Annotated in this window: 29 protein-coding genes and 2 tRNA genes; 16 read left to right on the forward strand and 15 right to left on the reverse strand. The window is 64.5% G+C overall.

What is annotated here, in order from left to right; genetic code table 11:
• Positions 1–43: 43 nt before the first annotated feature.
• From AACH40_RS08215 to AACH40_RS08225, 3 genes are read left to right on the forward strand one after another with little or no spacing between them, the layout of a single operon-like run.
• Positions 44–1,228, forward strand: a complete 1,185-nt coding sequence (locus AACH40_RS08215; RefSeq protein ID WP_338645516.1) for a bifunctional 2-C-methyl-D-erythritol 4-phosphate cytidylyltransferase/2-C-methyl-D-erythritol 2,4-cyclodiphosphate synthase — start codon at positions 44–46, stop codon at positions 1,226–1,228.
• On the forward strand, positions 1,225–1,764 hold the full coding sequence (locus AACH40_RS08220) for a hypothetical protein (protein ID WP_338645518.1): 540 nt from the start codon (positions 1,225–1,227) through the stop codon (positions 1,762–1,764). The genes AACH40_RS08215 and AACH40_RS08220 overlap by 4 nt, the downstream gene beginning before the upstream one ends.
• A gap of 7 nt (positions 1,765–1,771) precedes the next feature.
• The gene (locus AACH40_RS08225) at positions 1,772–2,284 is read left to right on the forward strand and encodes a CinA family protein (protein ID WP_338645520.1); all 513 of its coding nucleotides are present in this window, start codon (positions 1,772–1,774) and stop codon (positions 2,282–2,284) included.
• Positions 2,285–2,311: 27 nt separating this feature from the next.
• Here the strand turns inward: AACH40_RS08225 and AACH40_RS08230 are convergent, their stop codons facing one another.
• Complete coding sequence (locus tag AACH40_RS08230; protein WP_169493310.1) at positions 2,312–2,761, reverse strand: SRPBCC family protein; 450 nt, start codon at positions 2,759–2,761, stop codon at positions 2,312–2,314.
• 8 nt (positions 2,762–2,769) lie between these two features.
• Positions 2,770–3,714, reverse strand: coding sequence for a lipoyl synthase (lipA, locus tag AACH40_RS08235; protein ID WP_169493311.1), 945 nt, complete (start codon positions 3,712–3,714; stop codon positions 2,770–2,772).
• A gap of 66 nt (positions 3,715–3,780) precedes the next feature.
• Here lipA and AACH40_RS08240 point away from each other — a divergent pair, with 66 nt between their 5' ends.
• Positions 3,781–4,434, forward strand: a complete 654-nt coding sequence (locus tag AACH40_RS08240) for a carbonic anhydrase (RefSeq protein ID WP_169493312.1) — start codon at positions 3,781–3,783, stop codon at positions 4,432–4,434.
• Positions 4,435–4,515: 81 nt separating this feature from the next.
• Here the strand turns inward: AACH40_RS08240 and AACH40_RS08245 are convergent, their stop codons facing one another.
• Positions 4,516–5,838, reverse strand: a complete 1,323-nt coding sequence (locus tag AACH40_RS08245) for a hypothetical protein (RefSeq protein WP_338645525.1) — start codon at positions 5,836–5,838, stop codon at positions 4,516–4,518.
• 329 nt (positions 5,839–6,167) lie between these two features.
• On the opposite strand from AACH40_RS08245, the gene gyrA reads away from it, so the two are divergent.
• On the forward strand, positions 6,168–8,873 hold the full coding sequence (gene gyrA / locus AACH40_RS08250) for a DNA gyrase subunit A (RefSeq protein WP_169493623.1): 2,706 nt from the start codon (positions 6,168–6,170) through the stop codon (positions 8,871–8,873).
• A complete protein-coding gene (locus AACH40_RS08255) occupies positions 8,870–9,223 on the forward strand; it encodes a DUF952 domain-containing protein (RefSeq protein ID WP_338645527.1) in 354 nt (117 codons plus the stop codon). Before gyrA ends, AACH40_RS08255 begins: the two co-directional genes overlap by 4 nt.
• A 1-nt stretch (position 9,224) precedes the next feature.
• Here the strand turns inward: AACH40_RS08255 and AACH40_RS08260 are convergent, their stop codons facing one another.
• Positions 9,225–9,881 (reverse strand): lysoplasmalogenase, encoded by a 657-nt coding sequence (locus tag AACH40_RS08260; protein ID WP_338645529.1) that lies wholly within the window; start codon positions 9,879–9,881, stop codon positions 9,225–9,227.
• Positions 9,882–9,953: 72 nt separating this feature from the next.
• Between AACH40_RS08260 and trmFO the strand changes: the two genes are divergently transcribed.
• Complete coding sequence (gene trmFO, locus AACH40_RS08265; RefSeq protein ID WP_338645531.1) at positions 9,954–11,321, forward strand: methylenetetrahydrofolate--tRNA-(uracil(54)-C(5))-methyltransferase (FADH(2)-oxidizing) TrmFO; 1,368 nt, start codon at positions 9,954–9,956, stop codon at positions 11,319–11,321.
• Positions 11,322–11,342: 21 nt separating this feature from the next.
• Here the strand turns inward: trmFO and AACH40_RS08270 are convergent, their stop codons facing one another.
• Together AACH40_RS08270 and AACH40_RS08275 are read right to left on the reverse strand one after the other, a co-directional pair.
• Positions 11,343–11,810, reverse strand: a complete 468-nt coding sequence (locus AACH40_RS08270; RefSeq protein WP_338645533.1) for a hypothetical protein — start codon at positions 11,808–11,810, stop codon at positions 11,343–11,345.
• Between the two features lie 76 nt (positions 11,811–11,886).
• On the reverse strand, positions 11,887–12,495 hold the full coding sequence (locus tag AACH40_RS08275; RefSeq protein WP_338645535.1) for a hypothetical protein: 609 nt from the start codon (positions 12,493–12,495) through the stop codon (positions 11,887–11,889).
• 193 nt (positions 12,496–12,688) lie between these two features.
• On the opposite strand from AACH40_RS08275, the gene AACH40_RS08280 reads away from it, so the two are divergent.
• From AACH40_RS08280 to AACH40_RS08305, 6 genes are all read left to right on the forward strand, one after another.
• Positions 12,689–13,987: a pilus assembly protein TadG-related protein gene (locus AACH40_RS08280; RefSeq protein WP_169493319.1), complete on the forward strand. Its 1,299-nt coding sequence runs from the start codon at positions 12,689–12,691 to the stop codon at positions 13,985–13,987.
• Positions 13,984–14,448, forward strand: coding sequence for a TadE/TadG family type IV pilus assembly protein (locus AACH40_RS08285; protein ID WP_169493320.1), 465 nt, complete (start codon positions 13,984–13,986; stop codon positions 14,446–14,448). Before AACH40_RS08280 ends, AACH40_RS08285 begins: the two co-directional genes overlap by 4 nt.
• On the forward strand, positions 14,445–14,894 hold the full coding sequence (locus AACH40_RS08290; RefSeq protein ID WP_169493321.1) for a TadE/TadG family type IV pilus assembly protein: 450 nt from the start codon (positions 14,445–14,447) through the stop codon (positions 14,892–14,894). The genes AACH40_RS08285 and AACH40_RS08290 overlap by 4 nt, the downstream gene beginning before the upstream one ends.
• A 121-nt stretch (positions 14,895–15,015) precedes the next feature.
• Positions 15,016–16,965, forward strand: a complete 1,950-nt coding sequence (locus AACH40_RS08295) for a TadE/TadG family type IV pilus assembly protein (RefSeq protein ID WP_338645540.1) — start codon at positions 15,016–15,018, stop codon at positions 16,963–16,965.
• Positions 16,962–17,561, forward strand: a complete 600-nt coding sequence (locus tag AACH40_RS08300; RefSeq protein WP_338645542.1) for a TadE/TadG family type IV pilus assembly protein — start codon at positions 16,962–16,964, stop codon at positions 17,559–17,561. The genes AACH40_RS08295 and AACH40_RS08300 overlap by 4 nt, the downstream gene beginning before the upstream one ends.
• Entirely contained in the window at positions 17,558–18,229 is a 672-nt protein-coding gene (locus AACH40_RS08305; RefSeq protein ID WP_338645544.1) for a pilus assembly protein, read from the forward strand. The genes AACH40_RS08300 and AACH40_RS08305 overlap by 4 nt, the downstream gene beginning before the upstream one ends.
• A 52-nt stretch (positions 18,230–18,281) precedes the next feature.
• Here the strand turns inward: AACH40_RS08305 and AACH40_RS08310 are convergent, their stop codons facing one another.
• The 5 genes from AACH40_RS08310 to AACH40_RS08330 all read right to left on the reverse strand — a co-directional run bounded on the left by AACH40_RS08310 (position 18,282) and on the right by AACH40_RS08330 (position 21,834).
• A complete protein-coding gene (locus tag AACH40_RS08310) occupies positions 18,282–19,703 on the reverse strand; it encodes a pyruvate dehydrogenase complex E1 component subunit beta (RefSeq protein WP_338645546.1) in 1,422 nt (473 codons plus the stop codon).
• 1 nt (position 19,704) lies between these two features.
• Positions 19,705–20,829, reverse strand: coding sequence for a pyruvate dehydrogenase (acetyl-transferring) E1 component subunit alpha (pdhA, locus tag AACH40_RS08315; protein ID WP_338645548.1), 1,125 nt, complete (start codon positions 20,827–20,829; stop codon positions 19,705–19,707).
• 255 nt (positions 20,830–21,084) lie between these two features.
• Positions 21,085–21,161 (reverse strand) — tRNA-Arg (locus AACH40_RS08320).
• A gap of 68 nt (positions 21,162–21,229) precedes the next feature.
• Positions 21,230–21,306: transfer RNA gene (locus AACH40_RS08325), tRNA-Arg, on the reverse strand.
• 42 nt (positions 21,307–21,348) lie between these two features.
• Positions 21,349–21,834, reverse strand: a complete 486-nt coding sequence (locus AACH40_RS08330; RefSeq protein WP_338645550.1) for a (deoxy)nucleoside triphosphate pyrophosphohydrolase — start codon at positions 21,832–21,834, stop codon at positions 21,349–21,351.
• A gap of 44 nt (positions 21,835–21,878) precedes the next feature.
• On the opposite strand from AACH40_RS08330, the gene AACH40_RS08335 reads away from it, so the two are divergent.
• From AACH40_RS08335 to AACH40_RS08345, 3 genes are all read left to right on the forward strand, one after another.
• On the forward strand, positions 21,879–22,061 hold the full coding sequence (locus tag AACH40_RS08335; protein WP_338645552.1) for a hypothetical protein: 183 nt from the start codon (positions 21,879–21,881) through the stop codon (positions 22,059–22,061).
• 94 nt (positions 22,062–22,155) lie between these two features.
• Entirely contained in the window at positions 22,156–22,323 is a 168-nt protein-coding gene (locus AACH40_RS08340; RefSeq protein ID WP_169493329.1) for a Flp family type IVb pilin, read from the forward strand.
• A gap of 238 nt (positions 22,324–22,561) precedes the next feature.
• A complete protein-coding gene (locus AACH40_RS08345) occupies positions 22,562–22,729 on the forward strand; it encodes a Flp family type IVb pilin (RefSeq protein ID WP_169493330.1) in 168 nt (55 codons plus the stop codon).
• A 247-nt stretch (positions 22,730–22,976) separates the two neighbouring features.
• Here AACH40_RS08345 and AACH40_RS08350 read toward each other — a convergent pair whose 3' ends face one another.
• From AACH40_RS08350 to AACH40_RS08365, 4 genes are read right to left on the reverse strand one after another with little or no spacing between them, the layout of a single operon-like run.
• Positions 22,977–23,921 (reverse strand): acetyl-CoA carboxylase carboxyltransferase subunit alpha, encoded by a 945-nt coding sequence (locus tag AACH40_RS08350; RefSeq protein WP_338645554.1) that lies wholly within the window; start codon positions 23,919–23,921, stop codon positions 22,977–22,979.
• A gap of 32 nt (positions 23,922–23,953) precedes the next feature.
• Positions 23,954–24,835, reverse strand: coding sequence for a tyrosine recombinase (locus AACH40_RS08355; RefSeq protein ID WP_338645556.1), 882 nt, complete (start codon positions 24,833–24,835; stop codon positions 23,954–23,956).
• A gap of 7 nt (positions 24,836–24,842) precedes the next feature.
• On the reverse strand, positions 24,843–26,744 hold the full coding sequence (locus AACH40_RS08360) for a hypothetical protein (RefSeq protein WP_338645558.1): 1,902 nt from the start codon (positions 26,742–26,744) through the stop codon (positions 24,843–24,845).
• Position 26,745: 1 nt separating this feature from the next.
• On the reverse strand, positions 26,746–26,919 hold the full coding sequence (locus AACH40_RS08365; protein ID WP_169493334.1) for a hypothetical protein: 174 nt from the start codon (positions 26,917–26,919) through the stop codon (positions 26,746–26,748).
• Positions 26,920–26,923 lie beyond the last annotated feature (4 nt).

Raw genomic sequence — 26,923 nt, forward strand, 5'->3', positions numbered from 1 at the left:
CCGCTTGCCTGTGGCTGCAGGTGACTGGTAGAGGCGCGCTCGCATGACTGCGCCCCTTCCCCCATCAACCAGCGCCGGAGTCGCCGCGATCATCGTCGCGGCGGGCAAGGGCCTGCGTGCCGGTGGCGAGGTGCCCAAGCAGTTCGCCCGATGGCGCGGCGCGCCCTTGCTGCGCCATTCGGCCCAGGCAATGGCTAAGGCGGGCATTGCCCCGATCGTCGTCGCCATTCCCGCTGGCTGGGACGACGTTGCCGCGCAAGCCCTCTCCGGCCTCGATGAAATCGTACTCGTCCACGGTGGCGAGACCCGGCAGGAATCAGTGCGCCTCTCGCTCCAGGCCTTGGAGGAGCATCGCCCCACCAACGTCCTGATCCACGACGCGGCCCGGCCCGACTTGCCGGCGCGCGTGATCGAAGACCTTGTGACAGCCTTGGCTTCAAAGCCCGGGGCCATTCCCGTGTTGCCCGTAGTCGACAGCGTCGTGCGCGGCGACGAAGGCGTGCGGGTCAAGTCGGTCAGCCGCGACGGGCTCTACCGCGTGCAGACACCGCAGGCATTTCGCTTCGCGGAAATACTCGCCGCGTATCGCGCCTGGCAGGGCGTTGCCGATGCGGGTGACGATGCCGAAGTGGGACAGGCGGCAGGACTTGCCATCGGCCTCGTCCAAGGTGACCAGCGACTGCGCAAGGTCACCTTCGCCACCGACCTTGAGGAGATCAGCTTGCCCGAACGTCACCCGCGCACAGGGCTCGGCTTTGACGTCCACCGCCTGGCCGAGGGCGAGGAGCTCTGGCTTTGCGGGATCCGCGTACCGCACGACAAGGGCCTTGCAGGTCACAGCGATGCGGACGTTGCCATCCATGCGCTCGTCGACGCCATTCTCGGCGCGATCGGTGCCGGAGACATCGGCGACCATTTTCCGCCTTCGGACCCGCAGTGGAAGGGGGCATCATCCGACCGCTTCCTAGCCCACGCCGTCGCGCTTGCGCGCAAGGCGGGCTATCGCCCCGGCAATGTCGACGTGACGATCATTTGCGAAGCCCCGAAGATCGGCCCGCACAAGCCGGCGATGCGGGCCCGGCTTGCCAAAATCATGGGCGCGGACATCGATCAGGTAAGCGTCAAGGCAACCACGACCGAGCGGCTCGGCCTCACCGGTCGCGGCGAAGGGATCGCGGCGCAGGCCGTGGCCGTTATGGTCCCGCTGCAGGAGGAGTTTCCGGGATGAAGCAGGTGACTTCGAAATTCGTCGCGCTAGCGGCGCTGCTCGGCATGGCGTCTGCGCAGACCGCATTGGCGCAGGACTGCCTGACCCAACCCGAACTGACCGGCATGGTCACCTTCGCCCTGCCCGTCGTGATGGACGGCGCGATGAAAGCCTGTCGCCCTACCCTTTCACCGCAGGGCTATTTCGCGACGCAGGGACCCGCGCTGGTCCAGCGCTACGCGGCGCGCAAGCAGGAGGCATGGCCGGCGGCAAAGGCCGCGATCCTCAAGATCGGAGATTCCCGCGACGCCCGGATGAAAGACATGATCGGCAATCTTCCCGACAGCGCGCTGCAGCCTTTTGCGGAAGGCATGGTGGCGCAGATGGTGACCGAGGGGATCAAGCCCGACCAGTGCGTTGCCATCGAACGGGCCACCCGCCTGCTGTCCCCGCTGCCGCCGGAAAACACGGCCGAGCTACTGACCTTCATCGTCGGCCTCGCCGATCGTCCCAAGCCGGGCAAGAAGGCCACCCTCAATCTTTGCCCGCTGAATTGAGCCCGCCATGGAAACGCTGATTTTGTCCCAAATCGTCGATCTTGCACGCCGCGTGATCGAGGAAAATGCGGCGCGCGGTCGTACCGTTGCCCTGGCCGAAAGCTGCACCGGCGGTCTTGTTGCCGCGGCCCTGACGGAAATCGCGGGCAGCTCGGCGGTGCTCGATCGCAGCTTCGTCACGTATTCCAATGAATCCAAGAACGAGATGCTGGGCGTTTCAATGGACGTGATCGACACGTTCGGCGCGGTTTCGATCGCGGTCGCCTGGTCAATGGCGCAAGGCGCGCTCAAGCATTCGAGGGCGGATGTGGCGGTGGCGATCACTGGCGTCGCAGGACCTGGCGGGGGATCCGAGCAGAAGCCGGTCGGCACCGTCGTCTTCGCAAAGGCCGAACGCGGCGAGGACCCTGAGGCGGTAAATGCGGAACTCAAGTTCTTCGAGAACGCGACGACGCGCTCCGACGTCCGCCGTGAAGCTGCGATCTGCGCCCTTGAACTGCTGATGCCGCCGGCCGACTGAAACCCTGCCGAATGCGCGGCCCGGGACTTAGGCCGTTGGTGCAGGCAGGCCGTAGAGCTTTTCGGCGCGCGCTTCGAAGGCGTTGACCATCTTGCGGAAGGCGCGGTCGAGATACTGGCCGGCCAGCTTCTCGAAGATCGCATTGCGGAACGTGAAATCGACACAGAAGTCGATCACGCAGCCGCCCTTTCCGTCGGGCGCGAATGCCCACGAATTCGACAGGCTCTTCATCGGGCCGTCAAGGTATTCCACCTCGATCCGGTGCGGACGATCCTTCTTCACTCGCGAGGTGAACTTTTCGCGCAGCGCATTGAAGCCGACCAGCATGTCGGCCACCATTTCCTGCTCGCTGTCCGACTTCACCCGCGTTGCCACGACCCAGGGGAGGAATTCGCCGTAGCGCTTCACGTCGGCGACAAGGTCGAACATCTGCTCCGGCGACCACGGCATGGGGCGCTGCTCGGAAATGTGCGGCACGTCGACGCTCAGCCCTTCAGCGCAGCCTTGGCGAGCTGCGCTTCGCGCGCGGCGCGCATCTGCTTGAAATCGTCGCCGGCGTGGTAGCTCGACCGGGTCAGTGGGCTCGACGCCACCTGCAGGAACCCCTTGGCCCGCGCGATCGAGCCATAGGCATCGAACGCCTTGGGCGTGACGAACTCCATCACCTTGGCGTGCTTGGGTGTCGGCTGCAGGTATTGCCCCATGGTCAGGAAATCGATCTGCGCGCTGCGCATGTCGTCCATCACCTGATGCACCTCGAGCCGTTCTTCACCCAGCCCGAGCATGATGCCCGACTTGGTGAAGATCATCGGATTGTGGCGCTTCACTTCCTCCAGCAGGCGCAGCGACGCGTAGTAGCGCGCACCGGGCCGGATGGTGGGATAAAGACGCGGCACGGTCTCGAGGTTGTGGTTGTAGACATCGGGGCCCGCCTCGACGATCGCGGCAACGGCAGCGGCCATCTTGCCACGGAAATCGGGCGTCAGGATCTCGATGGTGGTGTTCGGCGTCTGCTCGCGCAGGGCCTTGATCACCTTCACGAACTGGCCAGCGCCACCGTCGGGAAGGTCGTCGCGGTCGACCGAGGTGATGACGATGTGCTCAAGCCCCATCTTGGCGGCAGCTTCGGCAACATGGCCCGGCTCGAACGGATCGACCGCGCGCGGCATGCCGGTCTTCACGTTGCAGAACGCGCAGGCTCGGGTGCAGACATCGCCCAGGATCATCACCGTGGCATGTTTCTTGGTCCAGCATTCGCCGATGTTCGGGCAAGCCGCTTCTTCGCACACCGTATTGAGCTTGAGATCGCGCATGAGCTGGCGCGTCTCGCCATAGCCCTTGCTGACGGGCGCTTTCACGCGGATCCAGTCCGGCTTGCGCTGGCGGACGGGGCGGCTTTCGATCTCTAGCTTGGTGACAGGTTCGGTCATGGGGCCCAGATAGGCTCATCGCAGCGCACTTGAAAGACTCAATCTAAGCCTGCAAGGGCACTGGTCATGGCAACCGAGAGATCCCCCGAGCTGGAGCAGCTCATCGCCGGCTACCGCCGTTTCCGTGAACATGGCTGGACGCCCCGGCTCGAACGCTGGCAGCAGCTGAAGGACGGGCAGGAGCCACAGGTGATGATCATCGCCTGCTCGGACAGCCGGGTCGATCCCGCGCAGATCTTCGATACCGATCCCGGCGAGATGTTCGTGGTCCGCAACGTGGCCGCAATGGTCCCGCCGTTCGAGACCAACCCCGGGCACCACGGCGTTTCGGCCGCGCTCGAATTCGCGGTCCAGGTGCTCAAGGTCAAGGAGATCGTGGTCATGGGCCACGGCATGTGCGGCGGTTGCAAGGCTGCCCTGACCCAGAGCCTGAAGGGCGCCGAGCTTGGCGAAGGCGGCTTCGTCGCCGACTGGATCGGGCTGCTCGATGAGGCGCGCGAGCCGGTCGTCCACGAGCATGGCACCGAAGGCCGCACGGCCGAGCGGGCGATGGAACAGGCCGCCGTCAAGGTCAGCCTCCAGAACCTGCGTACTTTCCCATGCGTGCGCTCCAAGGAGCGCAGCGGCGAACTCAAGCTGCGTGGCGCGTTCTTCGCGATTTCCGATGGCGTGCTGCACGTGCTTGACGAGGGCAACGGCACCTTCGAGCCGGTCGCCTGAGACACGTTCGGTTCGATCGGCAACGAAAAAAGGCGGCTCCACCGGAGCCGCCTTTTCCTTTTGGCGTATCGGCCTGACGGCTTACTTGCCGGCAGCCTTCTGGTCGACCCAGACGGTCCACAGCTTGGCCATCGGCGCGCGAATGCCGGTCACCTGGGCGAAACTCGCCTTCGCGTCGGCCCACTTCGCCTGGTCTGCCTGGGCGATGCCGAGACGGGTCAGCGCGCGATCCTTGTCGATCCCGCCCTTGGTAAGCGCGAGCTTGTAGAACTCTTCCGCCTTGGCCGCTTCGCCATACTGCAGGTAGGCATCGCCCGCCGCATTGGCGGTGACGCCGTTGGCAGCAGCCGCTGCATCCTTGGCAAGGCCGGGCAGCGAAGCCTTGTCGGCCGCGATGCGACCCTTGGCCTGCGTCATGGCGTCGCTGACGAAGGTGTCGGTCGACTTCAGCGCGCCGGCAGCGAGACCTTCCTGCGCCACCTTGATCACTTCGCCGGGGTTCCGGCGAGCGTCTGCAGCCTGGATGTAATCGACGTATTCCCGCTCGGTGTACTTCGGATCAGCCTTCAGCGCGCCCGAACGGTCCATCAGGCGGCCGAGGTCGAGGTTTTCCTGCGCAGTAAACTGGCTGGAATTGCGGACCAGCTGCGTGGCGCCAAGCCAGTTGAGCGACGTCGGGTAAGCCTGGGCGAGCATGATGGCCCATTCGCCCGTTTCGGCGTTCAGCTTGCCATTGTAGGCGATGCGATTGGCACGGCTGTACCACGCCTCGGGCGCAACGCCGCCAGCGGCCTTGCGCGCCGCGATCGCCTGCTTCAGCGCATCGAGACCCGCCTTGGGGTTGCCGGTCTGGGCATAGCTTTCAGCCAGCATTTCCGCCGCCACGTCATCGGTGTAATTCGCCGCGACGACCGGCTGCAGCGCCTTGATCGCGCCGGCGTAATCCTTGGCTTCATAAGCCTTGGCGCCGATGAAGAACTGTACAAGGCTCACCTTGTCGGCCGGCAGCTGGCCGGAATCGAGCATGTTCTGAAGGCCTGTGCGCACCAGCGCGCCGTCGCCGACCCAGTTGCCGACCGACTGCTGCCACTGGCCGAAGATGATCTGGTCGGCGGGCGTCTTGACGTTGGGCTGGATCGCCGCGAGCTGCGGTACCAGCGCCTGGCCCGCGGTCTTCTGTGCGTCGCCAGTCTGGCCCTGCGCGGCGGTGAACGCCGGTTGGAACGCCTGAGCGGCCTTCACGAATTCGGGCGAATTGCTGACCTTGCCGCCCTTGGCTTCCTTTTCCTTGGCGCTCGCCACCGCCGGAACGAACCCGCCGGCTGCAACGCCCGTGGCGATCGCCAGTCCGAGCGCGGCGCGCGCAGCTGCCGACTTGCCGAATTTGCCGAAAGAACCCCGCATCTTCATGATCTCCTGTTCGACCCGGACCCGGTCTTGCCCGATCGCCCGTTGCCGGGCCGGTACCTCTCCATGGTCGCCTTTGCGCTAGTGGCGCGGAATTGCGCCGTTGGCAACGCCCACAACCATTGGATCATGCGCCGTGAACGCGCTTTGAACAGCAACTTGTCCTGCCATTCAGGCAACTTGTCGCATGTGTGGAAAACTGGCCATTCTTGACCGCGATAGAGCCGCCCTTGCTGGCTTTGCCGCGGCATATGTCCTAGGGCGTAAGCCTTCCCATAAATCATAAGCCAAAACGCGGAAACCTGCACGTGAGCGACGACACCCAGATGATCGATCCGGCTGCCCCCGGCGGCGAAGGCGAATTCCAGCGGATCGACATCGTCGACGAAATGAAGACCAGCTACCTCGATTACGCGATGAGCGTGATCGTGTCCCGCGCGCTGCCCGACGTGCGCGACGGGTTGAAGCCGGTTCACCGTCGCATTCTGTTCGCCAGCCAGGAAGGCGGCTTCGTCGCCGGGCGGCCCTATCGCAAGAGCGCCAAGATCGTCGGCGACGTGATGGGCAACTATCACCCGCACGGCGACAGCGCGATCTACGATGCGCTGGCGCGCATGACCCAGGACTGGTCGATGCGCGTGCCGCTGATCGATGGGCAGGGCAACTTCGGCTCGATGGACCCCGATCCGCCGGCCTCGATGCGCTACACCGAAGCGCGCCTTGCCCGCGTGGCCAACTTCCTGCTTGACGATCTCGACAAGGACACGGTCGATTTCGCCGACAACTACGACGGGTCGCGGCAGGAGCCGACCGTCCTTCCCGCGCGTTTCCCCAATCTGCTGGTCAACGGCGCTGGCGGCATAGCGGTGGGCATGGCCACCAACATCCCGCCGCACAACCTTGGCGAGGTGGTCAACGGCTGCCTGGCCTACATGGACAACCCGCTGATCACGATCGACGAGCTGATCGAGATCATCCCGGGACCGGACTTCCCCACCGCCCCGATGATCCTCGGCACCGCCGGCGCTCGCAAGGCCTACCACGAAGGCCGCGGCTCGATCATCATGCGCGCCCAGCACAAGATCGAGGAAGGCCGCGGCGACCGCCGCTCGATCGTGCTGACGTCGATCCCCTATCAGGTCGGCAAGAACAGCCTGGTCGAAAAGATCGCCGAGGCCGCCAAGGACAAGCGGATCGAGGGCATCTCGGACATTCGCGACGAATCCAACCGCGAAGGCGTGCGCGTGGTTATCGACCTCAAGCGCGATGCCACGCCGGAAGTCGTGCTCAACCAGCTCTGGCGCAACACGCCGGCGCAGTCGAACTTCCCGGCCAACATGCTCGCCATCCGTGGCGGTCGTCCAGAAACGCTGAGCCTCAAGGAAATCATCGAGGCCTTCGTCCGCTTCCGCGAAGAAGTGATCACCCGTCGCACCAAGTTCGAGCTGAACAAGGCGCGTGATCGCGCGCATATCCTGCTCGGCCTTGTCGTCGCGGTCACCAACCTCGACGAAGTGGTCAAGATCATCCGCGGTTCGGCCAATCCGGCGATCGCGCGTGAAACGCTGCTTGCCCGCGAATGGCCGGTGGGTGAGATCGCGCCCTACCTGCGTCTGGTCGAGGCGATCGAGAACGATGCCGACGACGGGTCGGGCAAGCCTTACAAGCTGTCGGAAATCCAGGTCCGCGCCATTCTCGACCTGCGCCTCCATCGCCTCACCGCGCTTGGCCGCGACGAAATCGGCGACGAGCTGAGCATTCTGGCCAAGGCGATCGAGGAATACCTCGCCATCCTGGCCGACCGGGTAAAGCTCTACGCGGTGATGCGGGAAGAACTGGTCGCGGTGCGTGACCAGTTCGCCACGCCGCGCCTTTCGCAGATCGCTCCGGCTGCCGATGGCATCGATGACGAGGACCTGATCGAGCGCGAGGACATGGTCGTGACGATCACCCTCGACGGCTACATCAAGCGCACGCCGCTTTCGACGTTCCGGGCCCAGGCGCGCGGCGGCAAGGGTCGCAGCGGCATGGCGACCAAGGACGAGGACGCCATCGCCACGATGTTCGTCGCTTCGACCCACACGCCGGTGCTGTTCTTCTCGACCGCGGGCAAGGTCTACCGCCTCAAGGTCTGGCGCCTTCCCGAAGGCGGGCCCGCCACGCGCGGCCGCCCGGTGGTCAACATGCTGCCCGCACTGGACAAGGACGAGACGATTGCCGCCGTCCTTCCCCTGCCCGAGGACGAAGGCGAATGGGGCAAGCTCCACGTCATGTTCGCCACCGCCAAGGGCAACGTGCGCCGCAACGCCATGGACCTGTTCGCCAACATCCCCAGCAACGGCAAGTTCGCGATGCGCTTCGAGGAAGATAGCGAGGACCGCCTGATTGGCGTGGCGCTGCTGTCCGAAGGCGACGACGTGCTGCTGGCGAGCCGCCAGGGCAAGGCCATCCGCTTCCCCGCCGACGACGTGCGCGAATTCCAGAGCCGCACCTCGACCGGCGTTCGCGGCATGACGCTGAAGGATGGCGACGAGGTGATCTCGCTTTCGATCCTCCATCGCGTTGGCGTGAAGGACCAGGACGAGCGCGACGAGTATCTGCGCTTCGCGCCGTGGAAGCCTGAAAAGGATGGCGAAATGGCCGATCAGGAGCGCTATGCCTTCCTGATGGAGCGCGAGCAGTTCATTCTGACGGTCTGCGCCAACGGCTATGGCAAGCTCTCCTCGGCATACGAGTATCGCCGCACCGGGCGTGGTGGCCAGGGCATCACCAATATCGACAATATCGCCCGCAACGGGCCAGTCGTGGCTAGCTTCCCGGCCGCGCAGGCCGATCAGCTCATGCTGGTGACGGATCAGGCCAAGCTCATTCGCCTCCCGCTCGAATCGCTGCGCGTGATCGGGCGCGGTTCGGCCGGTGTCCGCCTGTTCAACGTCTCGGGCGAGGAACATGTGGTAAGCGCCGTCCGTCTTGCCGATGATGGCGGCGAAGACGTGCCGGGCGAACAGGAAGCAGGCGAGCAGTCGGAATGAGTGAAACACCGCAGGTTGCCTACAAGGTGCTGACCGCACCGCAGATGGCGCAGCTTGAAGCGGACGCGGTGTTCAAGGGCGCGCCGGTCGATCTGGCGGATGGCTACATCCACCTGTCGACCGAGGCGCAGCTTGCCGAAACGGTCGACAAGCATTTTGCCGGGCAGGATGACTTGCACCTCGCCACCGTGGATCTCGCAGTGTTGGGCGATGCGGTGAAATGGGAACCGTCGCGCGGCGGGCAGTTGTTCCCGCACATCTATGCAGATCTGCCGCTCAGCGCCGTGCTCGCCTACGGTCCGCTGCGCCGCGACGAACAGGGCGCGATCGTGCTCCCCGTCGCGAGCTAATCTATTCGGCCCGGAATTCGCCCCTCGTCTTCAGCGCGCCGATGACGCCGGTGCAGATCAACAGCTGCCCGAAATAGTAGAGCGGCCAGACCAGCAGGTGGGGAATGGCACTCTGCGCGAGCGGCCCCATCCGCGCGAAGATGAGCAGGTCTGAAGCCACGAACATCATCGCGCCGATCCCGACGCGGTAGCGCGGAAAGTCGCTCAACCACGCGGCAGCCCCCATCCCGCCAAGGCCGAGCGCATAGAGCGCCACTTGCGGTTGGCCGGAGAGCCCGAAGGCAATCAGCGGCACGCCGATCAACGTCGCAACGCCAAGAGCCTTCTGGCTGACGCTGGGCGTCGGTCGGCGATGCCCGAGATAGAGCGCAATGGCTGCTAGATGGCCCAGCAGAAACGCCACTGCACCCAACGTGAAATCGATCTCCAGCATCATGTCGCCTATCGCGCAGAGGGCCATGACCAGCGCGATGCGGTGCGCATCGCGCGCAGGATGGTGCGACCAGGCGTAGAGCGCCAGCAACGCGACGCCGCCGCCCTTCCATGCGATCTCGTAGATGCCAGGCACCATCGTATGGTCGGCCAGCCAGTAGCTGAGACCGAACACCAGGCTGAGTGCCAGCCATGGCCGGCGCTGGGCAAGTGTTCCCTGCGGCATCCAACCCCCTTCCCCTTCGTCCCGGCCACCTTGGGGTTGTGGCTCCCGCGATGCAATGCCAATGCGCGTGGCATGGAGTATCAGGTTCACATCATCGGCGGCGGCATGGCCGGCAGCGAGGCTGCCTGGCAACTGGCGCGCCGCGGCATTCGCGTCCGCCTGTCCGAAATGCGCGGTGGCGGAGACACGACCCCAGCCCACCAGAGCGATGGGCTTGCCGAACTGGTCTGCTCGAACTCGTTCCGCTCGGACGATCACGAAAAGAACGCGGTCGGCCTGCTGCATGAAGAGATGCGTCGCTGCGACAGCCTGCTCATGGCCGCCGCCGAAAAGGCGCGCGTTCCCGCAGGATCGGCACTCGCCGTCGATCGCGACGTCTTTTCCGCTGCGGTGGAAGAGGCGCTGCGATCGCTGCCCACGCTGGAAATCGTGCGCGAACGTGTCGATGTCCTGCCGCAAGACGGGCTCGCCATCGTTGCCACCGGCCCGCTGACCGCCCCTGCCCTCGCCGGCTCGATCGGTGCGGCAACCGGCGCGGACTCGCTCGCATTCTTCGATGCCATCGCCCCGATCGTCTATCGCGACAGCATCGACATGAAAGTCGCCTGGATGGCCTCGCGCTGGGACAAGGGCGCCGAAGCCTCCCTCGCGCTGGGCGGCGACGGGCGCGACTACATCAACTGCCCGATGACGAAAGAGCAGTACTTCGCGTTCTGGGAAGAATTGCAGGCCGGCGAGAAGACCGAATTCCGGGAATGGGAAGCGAACACGCCGTACTTCGACGGCTGCATGCCGATCGAGGTGATGGCTGCGCGCGGGCCAGAAACCCTGCGCTTCGGCCCGATGAAACCGGTCGGCCTCGACAACCCGCACTGGGCCACGGCCGAACACCCCAATGGGCGCTGGCCCTATGCCGTCGTGCAGCTGCGCCAGGACAACAAGCTCGGCACGCTGTGGAACATGGTCGGCTTCCAGACCAAGCTGAAATATGCGGAGCAAGTGCGGATCTTCCGCACGATCCCGGGCCTTGAAAACGCCGAGTTCGCGCGGCTTGGCGGCCTGCACCGCAACACCTTCCTCAATTCGCCCACCTTGCTCGACCGGCAACTGCGGCTGAAATCAGCGCCGCACATCCGCTTTGCCGGCCAGATCACCGGCTGCGAAGGCTATGTGGAAAGCGCTTCAGTGGGATTGCTCGCGGGCTTGATGGCGGCAGCAGAATTAGCGGGGCGAAACTGGACCCCGCCGCCGCGCACTAGCGCGCTGGGCGCCCTGCTTTCGCACATCACCGGCGATGCCGAGGCTGAGAGCTTTCAGCCGATGAACGTCAACTTCGGGTTGTTCCCGCCGCTTGCCGACGTGAAGAAGAAGCAGCGCAAGGAAGCCTACACCGAACGCGCCAAAGCGGACCTGCGCGACTGGTTACCGACGCTCGCCTGACCCCCCTGACGCCAAAGCTGCTCAGCTGCACTTGCACGCCGGTTTCTTGGGCGCGACTTTCGTCGTGGCGTATTCAGCCCTGTCCAGCGCTCCGTTACCATCGGCATCGGCCTTCTTGAACTTGTTCGACGTCGCCACGGCCCACTCCTCGAAGGTCAGCAGGTTATTGCCATCGAGGTCCAGCTTCCGGAAATCCTTGACCCTCGGCGCGAGCATCTCGTTCCGGGTGATCCGCCCGTCGCGATCCTTGTCGAGCCGGTCGAACCGCCGTTGCTCGCGCGTCTGCTCGGACACGTGCGGCAATGCAGGCCCCACCGCGTCACCTGCGTCCGCGTCTGGCAGGTCATCCTCGACCGCCTGCGCGCTCGCGGCGGTAGCAAGCTTAGCCACCGGCGTTGCGCGTTCGGTTGCGGCCCGGCCTTGCCACCAGAACGTGCCCGATGCGACCAAGGCCAGCGCTGCGAATGCTCCGATAAGGATGCGGTTCATCGCCGAACTCCCAGCTGGCGCGACTCGGGAAGCTTAGCTGCGCGGCTGGTCCCGCAAAGGTAGAGATCGCTCCATTTTAGCGGCCGAACAGTCCCACCCGCAGCAGCCTGCCGAAGCGGAGCATCGGGCGGGTGTCGTCCGCTGCAAGCGCTGCCGCGCGCAGCACAGCCAGCGGCCGCATGGAGCGCGGCAGGCGCGGCGTAGCGTTCGCCGCCGCCTTCCGGTCGAGCCATTCACCCCCAGCTTGGGCCACGGCGGCAAGCACCGCCCCGTCCCGCGCCCCGCCAAGCCGCGCGATGGCGGCCAAGGCGCCGATCCGCGCCGCGCGCAGGGCAACGCCGCCATCCGAGCCGACGTTGCGCGCCTCCCAGCCATCGACGATCGCGCCCAGCGCGGCACGTTCGGCATCCCACGGCGCGAGCACGGCCAGAAGCGGTTCGCCCTGCGGCCAGCGCGAAACCGGCTCGCCCATCCGATCGCGCCACCAAGCGAGCCGCAACTGCACCATGATCGGATCGCGCCCTTCGCGCGCCGCATCGGCCAGCCTATGATCGAACGCCAGAAAACCGATCCACAGCGCGCGCAAGCCCGCGGGGGCATAGGCGACGGCAAGTCGCTCGACCGGATCGAGCTGCACGTCATCGAGAGCTTTGTCTTGGTTTTCAATCGCCTGCATGTGCGACATCGGGACCTTATGAATACGGTATGACGGTAACGGCAAATTAACGCCGTCGGTTGCATTACCACTAACTAACGGACGCAATCGGTTAGGGGACTTTGAACCCACCGTACCGTCTGTCGGGCAGGCAGGGCAACGGAACATGTTGGGCAAAATCGGCTTGATGGTTCGCTCTCGCGCGGCGCTTGGGCGCGCTGTTGTGAAGGGTTCTCCTGATCGCGTTGGCTTCCTGCGTCGCCTGGCCGAATGCCGTTCGGGCAACGCCATCGTTCTGGGCGCCATGGCCGCGCCAGTGCTGGTATCGGCGGCGGGCTTCGCCATCGACACGTCGCAATGGTTCCTGTGGAAGCGCGAGATGCAATACGCGGCGGACCAGGCAGCGATCAGCGCCGCGTGGTCGCTGGCCAAGGGCATCAGCAAGACGGCCTATACCACGCACGCCCAGCAGGAATTCACCTCGAACCTTGCGATCACAGCGGATTTCGCGACGACGCCGACCGTCGATCTGGTCAATTACAACAACGGCACCTCGAACGCGGTCCGCGTGACAGCTTCGGCCACGCGCAAGCTGCCGTTCTATGGGTTCGTCAGCGGGCAGTCCGCCACCGTTTCGGTTTCGGCGCAGGCAAGCTTCGCCAAGGGCGCGACCTACACCAGCTGCATCATCGCCACCAATGCGACGGCCGACGGCGCCATCACCATCGGTGGCAGCGCGGTGCTGAAGTCGGGCTGCGGTCTTGCTGCGCTGTCCAACTCGACCAACTCGATCCGAGTGTCGGGCAACCCCACCATCGACGTCAACTATCTGATGAGCGCGGGCGGTATCGACGACTGGTTCAACACGAATACCGACGACGTGGTGAAGGAATACATGACCACGTTGTCAGACCCGTTCGCGAGCCTGACGCCACCGACCAACCCGACGAAAGGGACGACCTATTCGTGCGTGAAATCGGGCAATACCACCGTCGCCACGCTCAATCCCGGCACCTATTCGACCATCACCACATCCTGCAACACGGTGCTTAACCCCGGGATCTACGTGATCGACGGCGGCGGCGTAACCATTCGCGCTCAAGATGCCGTGACAGCCAACGGCGTGATGTTCGTGCTGAAGAACGGCGCATACTTCAAGCTGAACGGCGGCTCGTCGATCAACCTCTCGGCGATGACGCAATCGCAGCTGCTGGCAGCCGGGCTTACCTCGGCCCAGGCTACCTCGCTCGAAGGCATGCTGATCTTCGAGGACCGCAACAGCACGGGCAACGTCTCGACGCTCAACGGCAACTCGGATTCGATCATCAACGGCACGGTCTACTTTCCGAAGTCGACGCTCAGCTTCGGTGGCACCGCCCGCGTCACGAGCCGCTGCTTGCAGATCACCGCCAACATGATCTCGATCCAGGGCAATGTGAACATGACCAGCTTCTGCCCCACCGGCATGCAGACCTCGACCCAGGTCGGCACCGATGCGCCGAGCGTCATCCTCGTCTCATGATGATGCGGCTGCACCGCACGCTGGGACACCTGACCCGGTCGGGCGATGGCTCGGTCGTGATCGAGTTCGCTTTCCTCGCGCCGCTGCTGGCTCTGCTCGGGCTGGGCACCGTGGACCTGACACGGATGGTCGCGCGGCGCACCGCGCTGCAGGCTGCGCTGAGCGAAAGCACCCAGATCGTCCTGGCCGCAACGCCCGACAACGATGCCAAGATCACCGCGCTCAAAAGCGTGCTTTCGACGACGACCGGGGTGTCGACAGCTAACATCGCGATTTCCACCGTGTACCGCTGCGGGGTCGATACGACGTTCGTCTCGCTGCCGGGATACTGCTCGGTGACCGGCGAGATCGGCAAATACCTGCAGATCAGCATCACCGACACCTTCACCCCCATGTGGACCCAGTTCGGCGTCGGCGCCCCGATCACGTCGTCGATGCAGCGCACCATCCAGCTGTCATGAAGCGCACTGCTCGCCCCCTTGCAGCGAAATCGACAGGGCTGCGTGCCGCGACCGAAGGTTCGGCAACGATCGAGTTCGCGCTGATCGGACCGATCTTCATCCTGATGATGATGGCCGTGTTCCAGTTCTCGGTCGTCATGCAATCGTACAACGCGCTCGGCAGCGCTGCGGCGGACGTACAGCGCCAGGTCGTCACCCAATCGCAGGCAGGTAACGTCCTGACATCTTCACAGATGCGCGACATTGCCATCGCCCGTGCCTCTTCGGCACCCTACTTTCTCAACAGCGCATCGCTTACCGTAACAGCAGCGCTTGCCAGCCCACAAAGAATCACGGGTGCTAGCGAATATACGCTCACGATGAGCTACGACGCACCGATCTTCGTGTGGATCACGCCGTTGAGCTTTACCACGACCTATACAAGGTCGATTTTCGTAAAGGCCTGAACATCTCCCCGATTACGGAGATTATTCTCCTTTCTTCGGGGCAATACGTATTCTATTCGGAGAAGTTGTTAACCGTGTTCATTTGCCAAATCATGCGGCGTTCAGCGTTATTGGGATGATCGTGACTTCGCGCCTCATCCTCTACTGCTGGCGGTTCCTGACCGCAGTAGTGCCTCACGCGCCCATGCGTGACACGGGCGGAGGCGGCTTCCTGACGCGCCTGGCACGAAACACGGCGGGCAACACCGCGATGATTATCGCCGGCGCTATGATCCCGATGATGGCAATGGTCGGTGGCGGCGTGGATGCCGGGCGACTCTATCTCGTCCAGTCGCGGTTGCAGCAGGCGTGCGATGCGGGCATCCTGGCTGCGCGCAAGCAGATGGGCGCAATGTCCAACTTCAATGCCGCGACTGACACCAAGACGGTAGCCGATCGCGGCACGAGGATGTTCAACGTCAACTTCAGCGGCGGGATGTACGGTTCCACGGGTCGTGGTTTCACCATGACGATCCAGGACGATCAGTCGATTGCGGGGGTCGCCACCACGACCGTGCCGATGACCCTGATGCAGATCTTCGGCGCGCAGCCAATCACCATGACGGCAAACTGCACCGCGCAGCTCAACGCGCCGAACACCGATATCATGATGGCGCTCGACGTCACCGGGTCGATGAACGAGATCAACCAGGGCGACAGCAGCCCGAAGATCGCAATCCTCAAGACCGTGGTGAAGAACTTCTACACTGCGATGGAAAGCTACAAGCAGCCGGGCAGCCGGATGCGCTACGGCTTCGTCCCCTACTCCACCAACGTGAACGTCGGCGCTCTGCTGGCCGACGACTGGGTGGTGAAAAGCTGGACCTATCCCTCGCGAACGCTGGTCGGGTCCGGCAACACGAACGGAACCTATACCTACAACACGTCCGCGGACCTCGTCTCGGGCACGGGCTATCCCAGCACCTACACCTTCAACGCCAGCTACAACAACCAGACCCACACCTACTTCTGCGCGCAGCCCGCCAATACGCTGACCAGCAAGACCAACACTATCTCGTCCACGTCGACCGCTGTGACCGGACCGCCGGCCGGCACACGCACCGTCACGACTTATCAGGTGGTCTACAACGGCGCGACCTATGACACTGCCACGCGCAGCGGCACCACCTGCACTTCCACCAAGACGACCTACACCAACTACACGCTGCAATATCAGACCATTACCGAGCCCAAGCTCGGCAACGGCAGCCAGTGGTGGTACAAGGATGTGACCAAGGACGTCAGCGGATGGCGCACGGGCTCGAACGGATGCATCGAGGAACGCGGAACATACGAAATCACCGACTACAACAATGTCGACCTGACCAAGGCCCTCGATCTCGACATCGACACCGTGCCGACTGCTGGCGCGCCCGCAACGCAATGGCGCCCGCAGTACCCGGCGGTGGTCTACGATCGCGCCTGGCTGTGGAACGGCACGGGAAGCTGGTCGACCGCCGACGTAACGACGCAGACCGAGTACGTCTCGCCCTACTATGGCGGGTTTGCCGATTGTCCCGCCCCGGCCAAGAAGCTCCAGACCTGGACCAGCTCCGACCTGTCGACCTACATCGACGGCTTGCAGGCGGGCGGCAGCACCTATCACGACATCGGGATGATCTGGGCCGGGCGCCTGCTTTCGCCGACTGGTCTGTTTGCCAGCGAGAATGCGAACGTTTCGCCAACCCGACCAACGAGCCGCCACCTCATCTTTCTTACGGATGGCCAGACCTCGTCCTACGACCTTAGCTATGGCGCCTATGGCGTTGAACCGCTGGCCAAGCGGCGCTGGAGCCCGACATCGACGCTGACGCTCACCCAGACGGTCGAAAAGCGCTTTTCGTTCGCCTGCCAGCAAGTGAAGAACAAGAACGTCACCGTGTGGTTCATCGCATTCGGCACCGATCTCAACCCGATCATGACTGAATGCGCTGGCACCGGGCACTACTTCTCCGCAGCCAACGCCACTGAACTGAGCGCCGCGTTCGAAACGATCGCACGCTCGATCGGCGAACTGAGGTTGTCGCAATGACCGGCCTGGGCCATTGCTTGCCGCGCCTTGCCCGGCAGAACGACGGTGCAACTGCCGCAGAGTTCGGGCTCGTCCTGCCGGTGCTCGTCACCGTGCTGATGGGCTTGTTCGACATGGGCTACAACATGTGGGCGCTCAACATCCTGCAGGGCGCGGTGCAGCAGGCGGCGCGCAATTCCACGCTGGAGAGCGCCGCAACGCAAACTTCGACGATCGACGGCAAGGTCACCACCCGCGTGCAGCAACTGGTGCCTTCGGCCCAGCTCACGTTTACGCGCAAGTCCTACACCAACTTTTCCAACGTCAACACGCCGGAGGATTTCACCGATACCAATAGCAACGGGGTGTGCGACAACGGCGAACCGTTCGAGGATGCGAACTCCAACGGGATCTGGGATGCCGATCGCGGCGTCAATGGCGTCGGCGGTGCGCGCGATGCGGTGCTCTACACCGTGACGATGACGTACCCGCGCATCTTCCCGATGGCCAAGCTGGTCGGGCTGTCGTCCACTGTTTCGGCCACGGCCAAGACGGTGCTGCGCAACCAGCCTTACAAGCTGCAGGAAGGATCGACGACGATCGGATCGTGCAAGTGAACGCGTACCTGCTCCGCCGCCTGCTGAAGGCCCGGTCAGGCACGGCCGCGACCGAGATGGCGCTTGCCCTGCCCTTCCTGCTGACGATCGGCATGTGGGGGACAGAGCTTGCCAATCAGATGGTCACGCGCATGCGACTTTCGCAGCTGGCGATGCAGATCGCCGACAATGCCTCGCGCATTGGCGACCAGTCGATGCTGTCAAACCGCAAGATCTATGAATCCGACGTCGACGATCTGCTCGCCGGCGCCAAGGTCCAGGCAAGCACGCTCGATCTCTATACCAACGGCCGCGTCATCGTCAGCAGTCTCGAAGTCGTGCCTGGCACCACCAGCACGCAGTATATCCACTGGCAGCGCTGCCGCGGGCTCAAGAAGGTGACGAGCGCCTATGGCGGCGAAGGTACCGGCAAGGATGGATCGCTGGTCGGCATGGGCCCATCGGGTGAAGAGGCCAAGGCCAGCTCAGGCGATGCGGTCATGTTCGTTGAACTGACGTACGATTATCAGCCGCTGATCTCGAACCTGTTCACCGGTGGCTCGCAGTCGAGCACGATCAAGGTACAAGCGGCTTTCAACGTGCGCGATGATCGAGACCTGACGCAGATCTACCAGCGCGATACGTCAAAGCCCGATCCGGTGGCGAGCTGCAGCAGCTACACGACCTGACCGGTAAAAGGGCGGCCCCTTCCCCCGTAGGGGGAAAGAGGCCATCCATTTCTCAGCGATAGCAGACCTTGCGCACGGCGGCGGCGATCTTGCCGGCGTCGATCAGCGCCGCCTTTTCAAGGTTGGCGGCATAGGGCAGCGGCACATCCTCATCGCACACGCGCAGCACCGGCGCGTCGAGATGGTCGAACCCTTCTTCCATCGCTATGGCGATGATCTCCGAAGCGATCGAGCAGACCGGGAAGCCCTCTTCGGCCACAACCATGCGGTTGGTGCGCGAAAGACTTTCCAGCACGGTCGCTTTGTCGAGCGGGCGCAGCGTGCGCAGGTCGATGACTTCGGCATCGATCCCTTCGCCCGCCAGCGTTTCTGCCGCTTCCAGCGCAAAGCCTACGCCGATCGAGTAAGTGACGATCGTCACGTCCTTGCCGGGGCGGACGATGCGCGCCTTGCCGATCGGCAGGACGAATTCGTCTAGCTGCGGCACATCGAAGCTGCGGCCATAGACCAGCTCGTTTTCTAGGAACACGACCGGATCGTCGCTCTGGATCGCCGCGCGCAGCAGGCCCTTCGCATCGGCCGCGTCATAAGGTGCGATTACGACCAGGCCCGGAACGCTGGCGTACCAGGGACCATAGTTCTGCGAATGCTGCGCGCCCACGCGCGCTGCTGCACCGTTGGGTCCGCGGAACACGATCGGGCAGCGCATCTGCCCGCCCGACATGTAGTTGGTCTTGGCGGCCGAGTTGATGATGTGGTCGATCGCCTGCATCGCGAAGTTGAAGGTCATGAATTCGACCACCGGCTTCAGCCCGCCCATCGCCGCGCCCGCGCCGATGCCGGCAAAGCCGTATTCGGTGATCGGCGTGTCGATCACGCGCTTGGGGCCGAACTCGTCGAGCAGGCCTTGCGTCACCTTGTAGGCGCCCTGGTACTCGGCCACTTCCTCGCCCATCACGAAGACACGGTCGTCGGCGCGCATTTCCTCGGCCATCGCATCGCGCAGCGCCTCGCGCACCGTCGTCGAAACCATCGGCGTACCGGCCGGGATCTCGGGATCGGCCGCGGGCTTGGCCGTACCAGCCGGCGCGATCGCGGCGGCAGCCTTGGCCTTCGCATCGGTGCCGACCGGGCCATCGCTTTCCTCGGCCTTCTGCTCGACGGCCGGCTGCGCGGCAGCAGGCGCCGCTTCGGTCGGCGCCGCAGCTGGCGCAGAAACCGCAGCGTCCTCGCCCTCGCCCGCGATCTTCGCGATCACGGTGCCGACCTTCACGCCTTCGGTTCCTTCGGCAACGACCAGCTCGGTAACCGTGCCTTCGTCGACGGCTTCGAATTCCATCGTCGCCTTGTCGGTCTCGATCTCGGCCAGGATATCGCCGGACTTCACTTCGTCGCCCGGCTTCACCAGCCATTTGGCGAGCGTGCCCTCCTCCATCGTCGGGGAGAGCGCGGGCATCTTCAGTTCGATCGCCATGTCAGTACTTCTCCACCAGGACGTCGGTATAAAGTTCGTCCACTGCCGGCTCGGGCGAGCTTTCGGCGAAGTCGGCGGCTTCGGCCACCTGCTGGCGAATCTTCTTGTCGATGTCCTTGATGCGGTCTTCGGTCACGCCGCGCTTCAGCAGTTCCTGCTTGGCGGCTTCGATCGGATCGTGCTTCTCGCGCATTTCCTGCACTTCTTCGCGGCTGCGATACTTCGCAGGGTCCGACATCGAGTGGCCGCGATAGCGATAGGTGTTGAGCTCCATCAGCACCGGGCCGTTGCCGGCGCGCACGAACTCCAGCGCCACTTCGGCAGCCTGGCGTACTTCGAGCACGTCCATGCCGTTTACGTCCATGCCGGGAATGCGGAAGGCCGTGCCACGACGGTAGAAGTGGGTCTCGGCCGAACCGCGCTTCACCGCAGTGCCCATGGCATACCCGTTGTTTTCGACCACGAAGATGATCGGCAGCTTCCACAGCGCCGCCATGTTGAAGGTTTCGTAGACCTGGCCCTGGTTGGCTGCGCCGTCGCCGAAGTAGGCCATGCAAACGCCACCGTCCTCACGGTACTTGTGCGCAAAGGCGAGGCCGGCGCCCAGTGGCACCTGCGCGCCAACGATGCCGTGGCCGCCGTAGAACTTGTGCTCGGTGCTGAACATGTGCATCGAACCGCCCTTGCCGCGGCTGATGCCGGCGCCTCGGCCGGTCAGCTCGGCCATGATCACCTTGGGATCGATGCCATAGGCCAGCATGTGGCCATGGTCGCGGTAGCCGGTGATCACGCTGTCGTGACCTTCCTTCAGCGCCGATTGCAGGCCCACGGCAACCGCTTCCTGCCCGATGTACAGGTGGCAGAACCCGCCGATCAGGCCGAGGCCGTAAAGCTGCCCCGCCTTTTCCTCGAATCGGCGAATCAGCACCATCTGCTCGTAGAAGCGCAGCAGCTCGTCGTCGCTCGCTTCGTACTGCTTGTTGTTGGCGTGCGATTGCTGCAGCGAGCGCAGCGCGAACGCGGCCTCGTCCTCGGCGGCGATCGCGTCGCTCGATTGGACCGCCGGTGTCTTCGCTGCGGCGGGCTTCGTGGTTCGGGGGGCACGCGGCCTGGCGGGTTTGGCCAAGTCTTCGGTTTCCTTTTCTTTGGCAGCCTCGCTTCGCACGGAATGCGAATGTCCTCGTTCCTATGGCCCGGACACGAGGATTCCGCAACGTCGCCGCAGGAAGCCGGCAGACGCGCGGATACCTATTCAAATCACAAGGCGACAATAAGCGTTATCGGCGACTTATTAGATGTGGCGCAAATGCGCTCCGCCCAGCCCGACAACGCATGGTTTCGGCGGGCGTTCGGAGCCTAGCGCTGGTCTGGTCAGGGGAAATGGCGCACCCGGAACGATTCGAACGTCCGACCCTCAGATTCGTAGTCTGATGCTCTATCCAGCTGAGCTACGGGTGCATAACCATGTCACGCTGCGCCGGCCGAAGACCGCCTGCAGCATCCCAAAAACACCTACCGAAGGAAGGTGGCGCACCCGGAACGATTCGAACGTCCGACCCTCAGATTCGTAGTCTGATGCTCTATCCAGCTGAGCTACGGGTGCTTGGGAGACGCGCCTTTAAGAGGCTGATTCCGCCTTGGCAAGTCATTTCAGCAGGGGAATTATCACCCTTGCCAACGGAACGTCCAGCGGAGGCATCGCGGCCGACGATCGCGCGGCAATATCCAGCGTGGCCGCATCCCACCAGGCAATCTCGGCCCCTGCGGCGGTATCGTCCTGCGGCACCTCCGGCGCGCCCTGCCATTGCGTGCAACGAAAAAGCAGCAGCACCAGCGGGCGGCCCTTGTCCGTGCTGCCGCTTGCGAATGTCACTGCGTGAAGGTCCCCCGCTCCAACGCCGATGCCAAGCTCCTCGTGCAGTTCGCGCAAAAGTGCAGCCTCAGGCGTCTCGCCTGCCTCCACCTTGCCGCCGGGGAACTCCCACAGCCCGCCGTGCTGCTTGTCGCTGCGTCTGCGCTGCACCAGCACGCGGCCATCGGCACAAATCAGCGCTGCTGCGACGACAAGCAAGGGCGCTTCGGCCAGGCGTTCCCCCGCGTGGCGCGGGCCCGGGCAAGGATTTGTTAGCATCGTGGGCGTAACACCTAGGCTGCCGAAATGGACGGGGCTGAGTGGTGAAGAACACCTTGCACAAATTGTTGAAGGATAAAACCGGCGCGACGGTGGTCGAATATGGCCTCCTTCTCACCGTGTTCGCCACCTTCGTTCTGTTCGGCGTCCGCGCCCTCGCAAGCGGGTCGGGCAGCCTGTGGTCGCAAGTCTCTAACAAAAGCGCCGCAGCGATGTCGCAGCATTAATCGGTTCTTAGGAACTGCTGCGTAAATACACGAATGCTCGCTCCGGGGACAAAATGGAGCGGGACGGGAAAGAAGACACTCTAGGAGACTGACCATGAAGCTTTTCAACGAAATCGTCCGCAACGAAGACGGCGCCACCGCGATCGAATACGGCCTGATCGCCGCCCTCATCGCCGTTGCTGCGATCACCGCGATGACCTCGCTGGGCTCGAACCTGTCGAACACCTTCAACAAGGTCGCCACGACGGTCAAGACCAGCTAAGATCGAACTGATCTAGCGAAATAGGAAACGGGCGGGGTCATTCCCCGCCCGTTTTTCTTTGTTCGGCACAGACAAGGAACTATCTAAAGTTTGGTTTTATTATCAACGCTAGAGCGTTTTTTGCCGAAACGTTTCCCCATGATAAGCCCATCTTAAGGATTTTCGCCTAATCCAGTTCCCGTTCCGCAGGACATTCCAACGGGGTCGGAACGTGTTGAAGATGCGCTGGAGGGAAATGATGAAGACGTTTTCAAAGCTGTTGAAGAACGAAGCCGGTGCAACGGCAATCGAATACGGCCTGATCGCTGCACTGATCGCCGTTGCGGCTATCACGGCGATGACGTCGCTCGGAAGCAACCTGTCGGATACCTTCAACAAGGTCGGAACGACGGTCAAGACCAGCTGATATTCCTTAGATACTACGGGATCTACAAGCGGGCGGGGTGATCCCCGCCCGTTTTTGTATGTAGTTTCCATCGGTTAGTGTAGCTGCTAACCACCGTTGAGCGTCGATACATCGACCGTTTGCCTGCGCTCCTCGCGGGGCTTCCTGGCATGGCGGCACGGCGGGTCCAGGAGCCAGGCCGAGACAGGGCAAGCAGGAACCAGAGCGGACCAGCCACCCCGGCCTTGCTTTTTCGCTGAAGCCGAAATCAGGCGCCGATGCGAAGGAACCTGTCCGCGCGCAGCGCGCGCAGGGTCTGCGGGTCCTTCCCTACGAGCGAATCGAGTTCCTCGGATATCGCCTTGCCAAGCGATTCGGCCGTAGCGACCAGATCCCTGTGCGCGCCGCCCACCGGTTCGGGCACGATTCGGTCGATCACGCCCAGCGCCAGCAGGTCCTGCGCGGTCACTTTCATCGCTTCGGCCGCCTCGGGCGCCTTTTCCGACGTGCGCCAAAGGATCGACGCGCACCCTTCGGGTGAGATCACCGAATAGACCGCATGTTCCAGCATCAGCACGCGTTCGGCGCTGGCGAGCGCCACTGCGCCGCCCGAACCGCCCTCGCCCACGATCGTCGCCACCATCGGCACGCCCAGCGCCAGGCACGCCTCGGTCGAGCGCGCGATCGCCTCGGCCTGGCCGCGCTCCTCCGCCTCGATGCCCGGGAATGCGCCCGACGTGTCGACCAGCGTCACAACCGGCAGGCCGAACCGGCCCGCCATTTCCATCAGCCGCACCGCCTTGCGATAGCCTTCGGGCTTGCCCATGCCAAAGTTGTGGCGGATGCGGCTCTGCGTATCGTTGCCTTTCTCGTGGCCGATCAGCATAACCTTGCGCTCGCCCAGCGTGGCGAAGCCGCCTACGATGGCCTGGTCTTCGCCATAGAGACGGTCCCCGCCCAACGGCATGAAGTCGGTGAAGGCCGCTGCCACGAAATCCTTGAAGTGCGGCCGCGCCGGATGGCGGGCGACCTGCGTCTTCTGCCATGGCGTCAGCGCGCGATAGGTGCTGGTCAGCAGCTCGGCGCTCTTTGCCTCGAGCCGGCGGATTTCAGCCGCGATGTCCAGTTCGCCGCTCGCAGCGGTATCGCGCAACTCGGCAATGCGGGCCTCGAGCGCGGCTACCGGCTTTTCGAATTCGAGATAAGAGATCATGAACGGTGCGCTACGGGCGCTTCGCGCTCGGGTCAACGCCCTGCCGTATTTCCCAGCGGATGGCGTGCGTTAACCAGTGCCACCAGACGCGCCGAATCGACGTGCGTGTAGATCTGCGTCGTGGCGATGTCGGCGTGCCCCAGCAGGGTCTGAAGCACGCGCAGGTCGGCCCCGCCTTCCAGCAGGTGCGTGGCAAAGGCATGGCGCAGCACGTGCGGGCTGACCTTTTCCGGCGCAAGGCCCGCCCGCAGGGCCAGGTCACGCAACAGCTGGAACAGCCGCACCCGCGTCAGGTGCCCGCCGCGCGGTGATGGAAAGACGTATCGCCCACCTCCGCCCCGCGCCGCAAGCCACCGCGCCAGCGCGACATTGGAGCGCGAACCGATCGGCACCATCCGCTGCGCGCCGCCCTTGCCGGTGATGGTCAGGAACGGCGCATCGCGCGGCACCGCGGCCAGTGTCAGCGAAACCAGTTCGGTCGCCCGCAGCCCGGAACCATAGAGCAGTTCGAGCAGAGCCTGCAGCCGCAGCGCTTCCGGCTTGCCCGATGCGGCTTCCGCCTCGGCCGTGGCGAACAGCGCGGCAATCTCTCCATGGTCGAGAATGCGCGGCAGCGGTCGTCGCGCCTTGGGCCGTGGCAAGGCGTGCGAGGGATCGTCCTGGCGCAGTCCCTCGTCCATGCAGAAGCCGAAGAACTGGCGCAGCGCCGAAGACTTGCGCGCCAGGCTCGCCGGCGCAAGGTCCGCCCAAGCCAGCGCAAGGCGCGCGATGCCGCCTTCGTCCACCGTCAACAGATCGCCAGCAATCTCAACAGCCGCGAGCAGGTCGCGGCGATAGGCGGCCAGCGTATTGGCAGCCGCCCCGCGCTCTGCCGCCAGCATCGACAGGAATGAGGCGATCGCCGGCGGGATCATCGCCGTGTCAGACGCGCGAGACCGCCTCGGCCGCGATCATCCGCGCCTCGCCCTCCAGCCCCACGCGCCGCAGCGCGGCAACGATGTGGTAGAGATGCACCGCGGTCATCTTGTCCCAGCTGGCGCCCTGCATGCCAAAGCCCGCCAGCATCGCGACAAGCGCGGGATTGTCCGATTCCGCCGCGGCATCGATCGCCCTGGTCCAGCGCGTCTGGCGATTGATGTCGAGCGACAGCTTCTGCGCAAAGCCCTTCGCCGTGTCGGCATCCACGCGGCCGAGTCCCATCAGCCCGGCAAGCAGAAAGCGCGAACGGATGCTGCCGCTGCTGGAATCGTCGTCGTTGAACTTGTTCAGCGCATCACCGCCCACCGCAGAGAGCTTGTTCGGGCTGGCCAGCGCGAGCAGACCCCACGCCTCGCTGCCCACCGGCACATAGGCTGCCCAGCGCGCCGCATTGCGATCGAGTCCAGCAGTCAGCATCGAGGAAATCAGCCCCGCCGCGTCGTCTGCCATGCTCTCGCCCGGCACGATCCGCGCGGCGGCGTAGGCGGTCAGCACCAGGCGCGAATAGGCGCGGTCCGGATCGCTGCTGTCCCCCCACAGGCCCTTGATCGCGGCCAGGCGGTCGGCCGCATCCTGCGCGACATAGGCGGTGCGCAGCTGCGAGGCGAGCGGCCCCCAGGTTGCGTCATCCTCGTCGAAGGCGGCGATCTCGGACCACAGGTCGATCATCGCCGCGCTCGACATCACGCCGCGCGCGGCGGCGAAATCTGCCGCCTGCGCCCGTGCCGTCAGCGGCAGCATCGGCGCGCGCACGGCAAGGAACTGGTATGCCCCGCCGGCCTTCTTGCGCAGCGCCTCGGGCGGCTCGATCCCGGTCGCAAGGCTTAGGCCCGAACGCCACGGGGTGAGCCCGTCCACGTCCTTCCATTCGATCTGCACCGCGCGGCGGGCATTGGTGCCCGATCCGGCAAACTTCTGCGCCAGCAGGATATCGATCTTGTCCCCGCTCGGCAGCGATCCGCCGCGCCGGCGCATGGCAAGGTCGAGCTGCGCCATCGCCGGCGGGCCATCGCCGGTGAAGGCCGAACAGATCGCGCGGGTCAGCGACCAGTCCCAGCCCGCGCGGCCGGCAGCTGTCAGGCTGCTGATCGGGCACAGGCCAACCGGGTCGGCGGTGGCAAGAAAGCTGCCCATCGCGGCATCTTCCAGTCCCGGCGTGTAAAACCCGCTGTCCACCTGCTGCACCAGCGCACGCGCCGCGTCGGCTTCGCCCATGCGCAGCAGCAGCTGCGCGCGGATCGCCGCCCAGTCCGCGCCGTTCATGGCGACGGGGGTATCGAGCCTGCTGGCAAGCGCGCGCCGCAGCAGGATGTGCCCCCAGCGCGAAACCAGCGGCCCCTTGGTGCCGTTGACGATACCCGCCACGAACGGGCCGTTCAGGTAATGGCTGGAAACAGCCGGCAAGCCACCATCGGCCTCGGCAATCAGTCCCACGCGCGAAAGACTGCGCTGCGCGTTGGGCGGAATGTCGTATTTCGGCCGAACCTTTTCGACCAGCGCATCGATCAGCGCGGGATCGATCCCCGCCAGCGGATCGGCTGCGACCGGCGCGGCTGGTGCAGCGTCGGTCGGCAGCGATTGAACCACCGGCGTTGCCGTTGCCGTTACTGGCACAGGTGCTGCGCTGGGGGTTGCGGACGGCCCGGCGGCATTGGCCGCGCGGGGTGCCGCTGTCGCCGGGCGCGCCGGGGCGCTCGCTGCGGGGCGCGGCGCCGCCGAACGGCTCGGCTGCGGCGCGGGCTTGTCGTCGAAACCGGGCGGCAGCAACGACTGCTGGGCCGCCAGCGTGCCGGTCAGCCCGACGATCGCGGCGCAGGTTAGCAGAGCGTGAAGCTTGCGGATCATCTCAACGCACCCCGGTCGGCGCAGCACCGGGCGCCGGGGCGGAAACGGACGCCGGAACGGGAACAGGCGTCTCGATCCATGCTACCGGTCTTGTCCCACCCTTGATCCATGCCACCACCAGAACTGCGAGCAGAACCGCAACCGCGATCGCCACCGCCAGGACAACTTTGTTCACGCGA

Source organism: Novosphingobium olei, assembly GCF_037076535.1.
In the GTDB taxonomy this organism is placed as follows: Bacteria; Pseudomonadota; Alphaproteobacteria; order Sphingomonadales; family Sphingomonadaceae; genus Novosphingobium; species Novosphingobium olei.

Excerpts from the sequence above, each read along its gene's own strand:
- AACH40_RS08240 (WP_169493312.1), top strand. The coding sequence starts at position 3,781 with ATGGCAACCGAGAGATCCCCCGAGCTGGAGCAGCTCATCGCCGGCTAC.
- AACH40_RS08355 (WP_338645556.1), bottom strand. The coding sequence starts at position 24,835 with ATGATCCCGCCGGCGATCGCCTCATTCCTGTCGATGCTGGCGGCAGAG.
- AACH40_RS08300 (WP_338645542.1), top strand. The coding sequence starts at position 16,962 with ATGACCGGCCTGGGCCATTGCTTGCCGCGCCTTGCCCGGCAGAACGAC.
- AACH40_RS08285 (WP_169493320.1), top strand. The coding sequence starts at position 13,984 with ATGATGATGCGGCTGCACCGCACGCTGGGACACCTGACCCGGTCGGGC.
- AACH40_RS08255 (WP_338645527.1), top strand. The coding sequence starts at position 8,870 with ATGAGTGAAACACCGCAGGTTGCCTACAAGGTGCTGACCGCACCGCAG.
- AACH40_RS08245 (WP_338645525.1), bottom strand. The coding sequence starts at position 5,838 with ATGCGGGGTTCTTTCGGCAAATTCGGCAAGTCGGCAGCTGCGCGCGCC.
- trmFO (WP_338645531.1), top strand. The coding sequence starts at position 9,954 with ATGGAGTATCAGGTTCACATCATCGGCGGCGGCATGGCCGGCAGCGAG.
- AACH40_RS08260 (WP_338645529.1), bottom strand. The coding sequence starts at position 9,881 with ATGCCGCAGGGAACACTTGCCCAGCGCCGGCCATGGCTGGCACTCAGC.
- AACH40_RS08345 (WP_169493330.1), top strand. The coding sequence starts at position 22,562 with ATGAAGACGTTTTCAAAGCTGTTGAAGAACGAAGCCGGTGCAACGGCA.
- AACH40_RS08350 (WP_338645554.1), bottom strand. The coding sequence starts at position 23,921 with ATGATCTCTTATCTCGAATTCGAAAAGCCGGTAGCCGCGCTCGAGGCC.
- AACH40_RS08330 (WP_338645550.1), bottom strand. The coding sequence starts at position 21,834 with ATGCTAACAAATCCTTGCCCGGGCCCGCGCCACGCGGGGGAACGCCTG.
- AACH40_RS08220 (WP_338645518.1), top strand. The coding sequence starts at position 1,225 with ATGAAGCAGGTGACTTCGAAATTCGTCGCGCTAGCGGCGCTGCTCGGC.
- lipA (WP_169493311.1), bottom strand. The coding sequence starts at position 3,714 with ATGACCGAACCTGTCACCAAGCTAGAGATCGAAAGCCGCCCCGTCCGC.
- AACH40_RS08360 (WP_338645558.1), bottom strand. The coding sequence starts at position 26,744 with ATGATCCGCAAGCTTCACGCTCTGCTAACCTGCGCCGCGATCGTCGGG.
- AACH40_RS08340 (WP_169493329.1), top strand. The coding sequence starts at position 22,156 with ATGAAGCTTTTCAACGAAATCGTCCGCAACGAAGACGGCGCCACCGCG.
- gyrA (WP_169493623.1), top strand. The coding sequence starts at position 6,168 with ATGATCGATCCGGCTGCCCCCGGCGGCGAAGGCGAATTCCAGCGGATC.
- AACH40_RS08215 (WP_338645516.1), top strand. The coding sequence starts at position 44 with ATGACTGCGCCCCTTCCCCCATCAACCAGCGCCGGAGTCGCCGCGATC.
- AACH40_RS08275 (WP_338645535.1), bottom strand. The coding sequence starts at position 12,495 with ATGTCGCACATGCAGGCGATTGAAAACCAAGACAAAGCTCTCGATGAC.
- AACH40_RS08310 (WP_338645546.1), bottom strand. The coding sequence starts at position 19,703 with ATGGCGATCGAACTGAAGATGCCCGCGCTCTCCCCGACGATGGAGGAG.
- AACH40_RS08225 (WP_338645520.1), top strand. The coding sequence starts at position 1,772 with ATGGAAACGCTGATTTTGTCCCAAATCGTCGATCTTGCACGCCGCGTG.
- AACH40_RS08270 (WP_338645533.1), bottom strand. The coding sequence starts at position 11,810 with ATGAACCGCATCCTTATCGGAGCATTCGCAGCGCTGGCCTTGGTCGCA.
- AACH40_RS08290 (WP_169493321.1), top strand. The coding sequence starts at position 14,445 with ATGAAGCGCACTGCTCGCCCCCTTGCAGCGAAATCGACAGGGCTGCGT.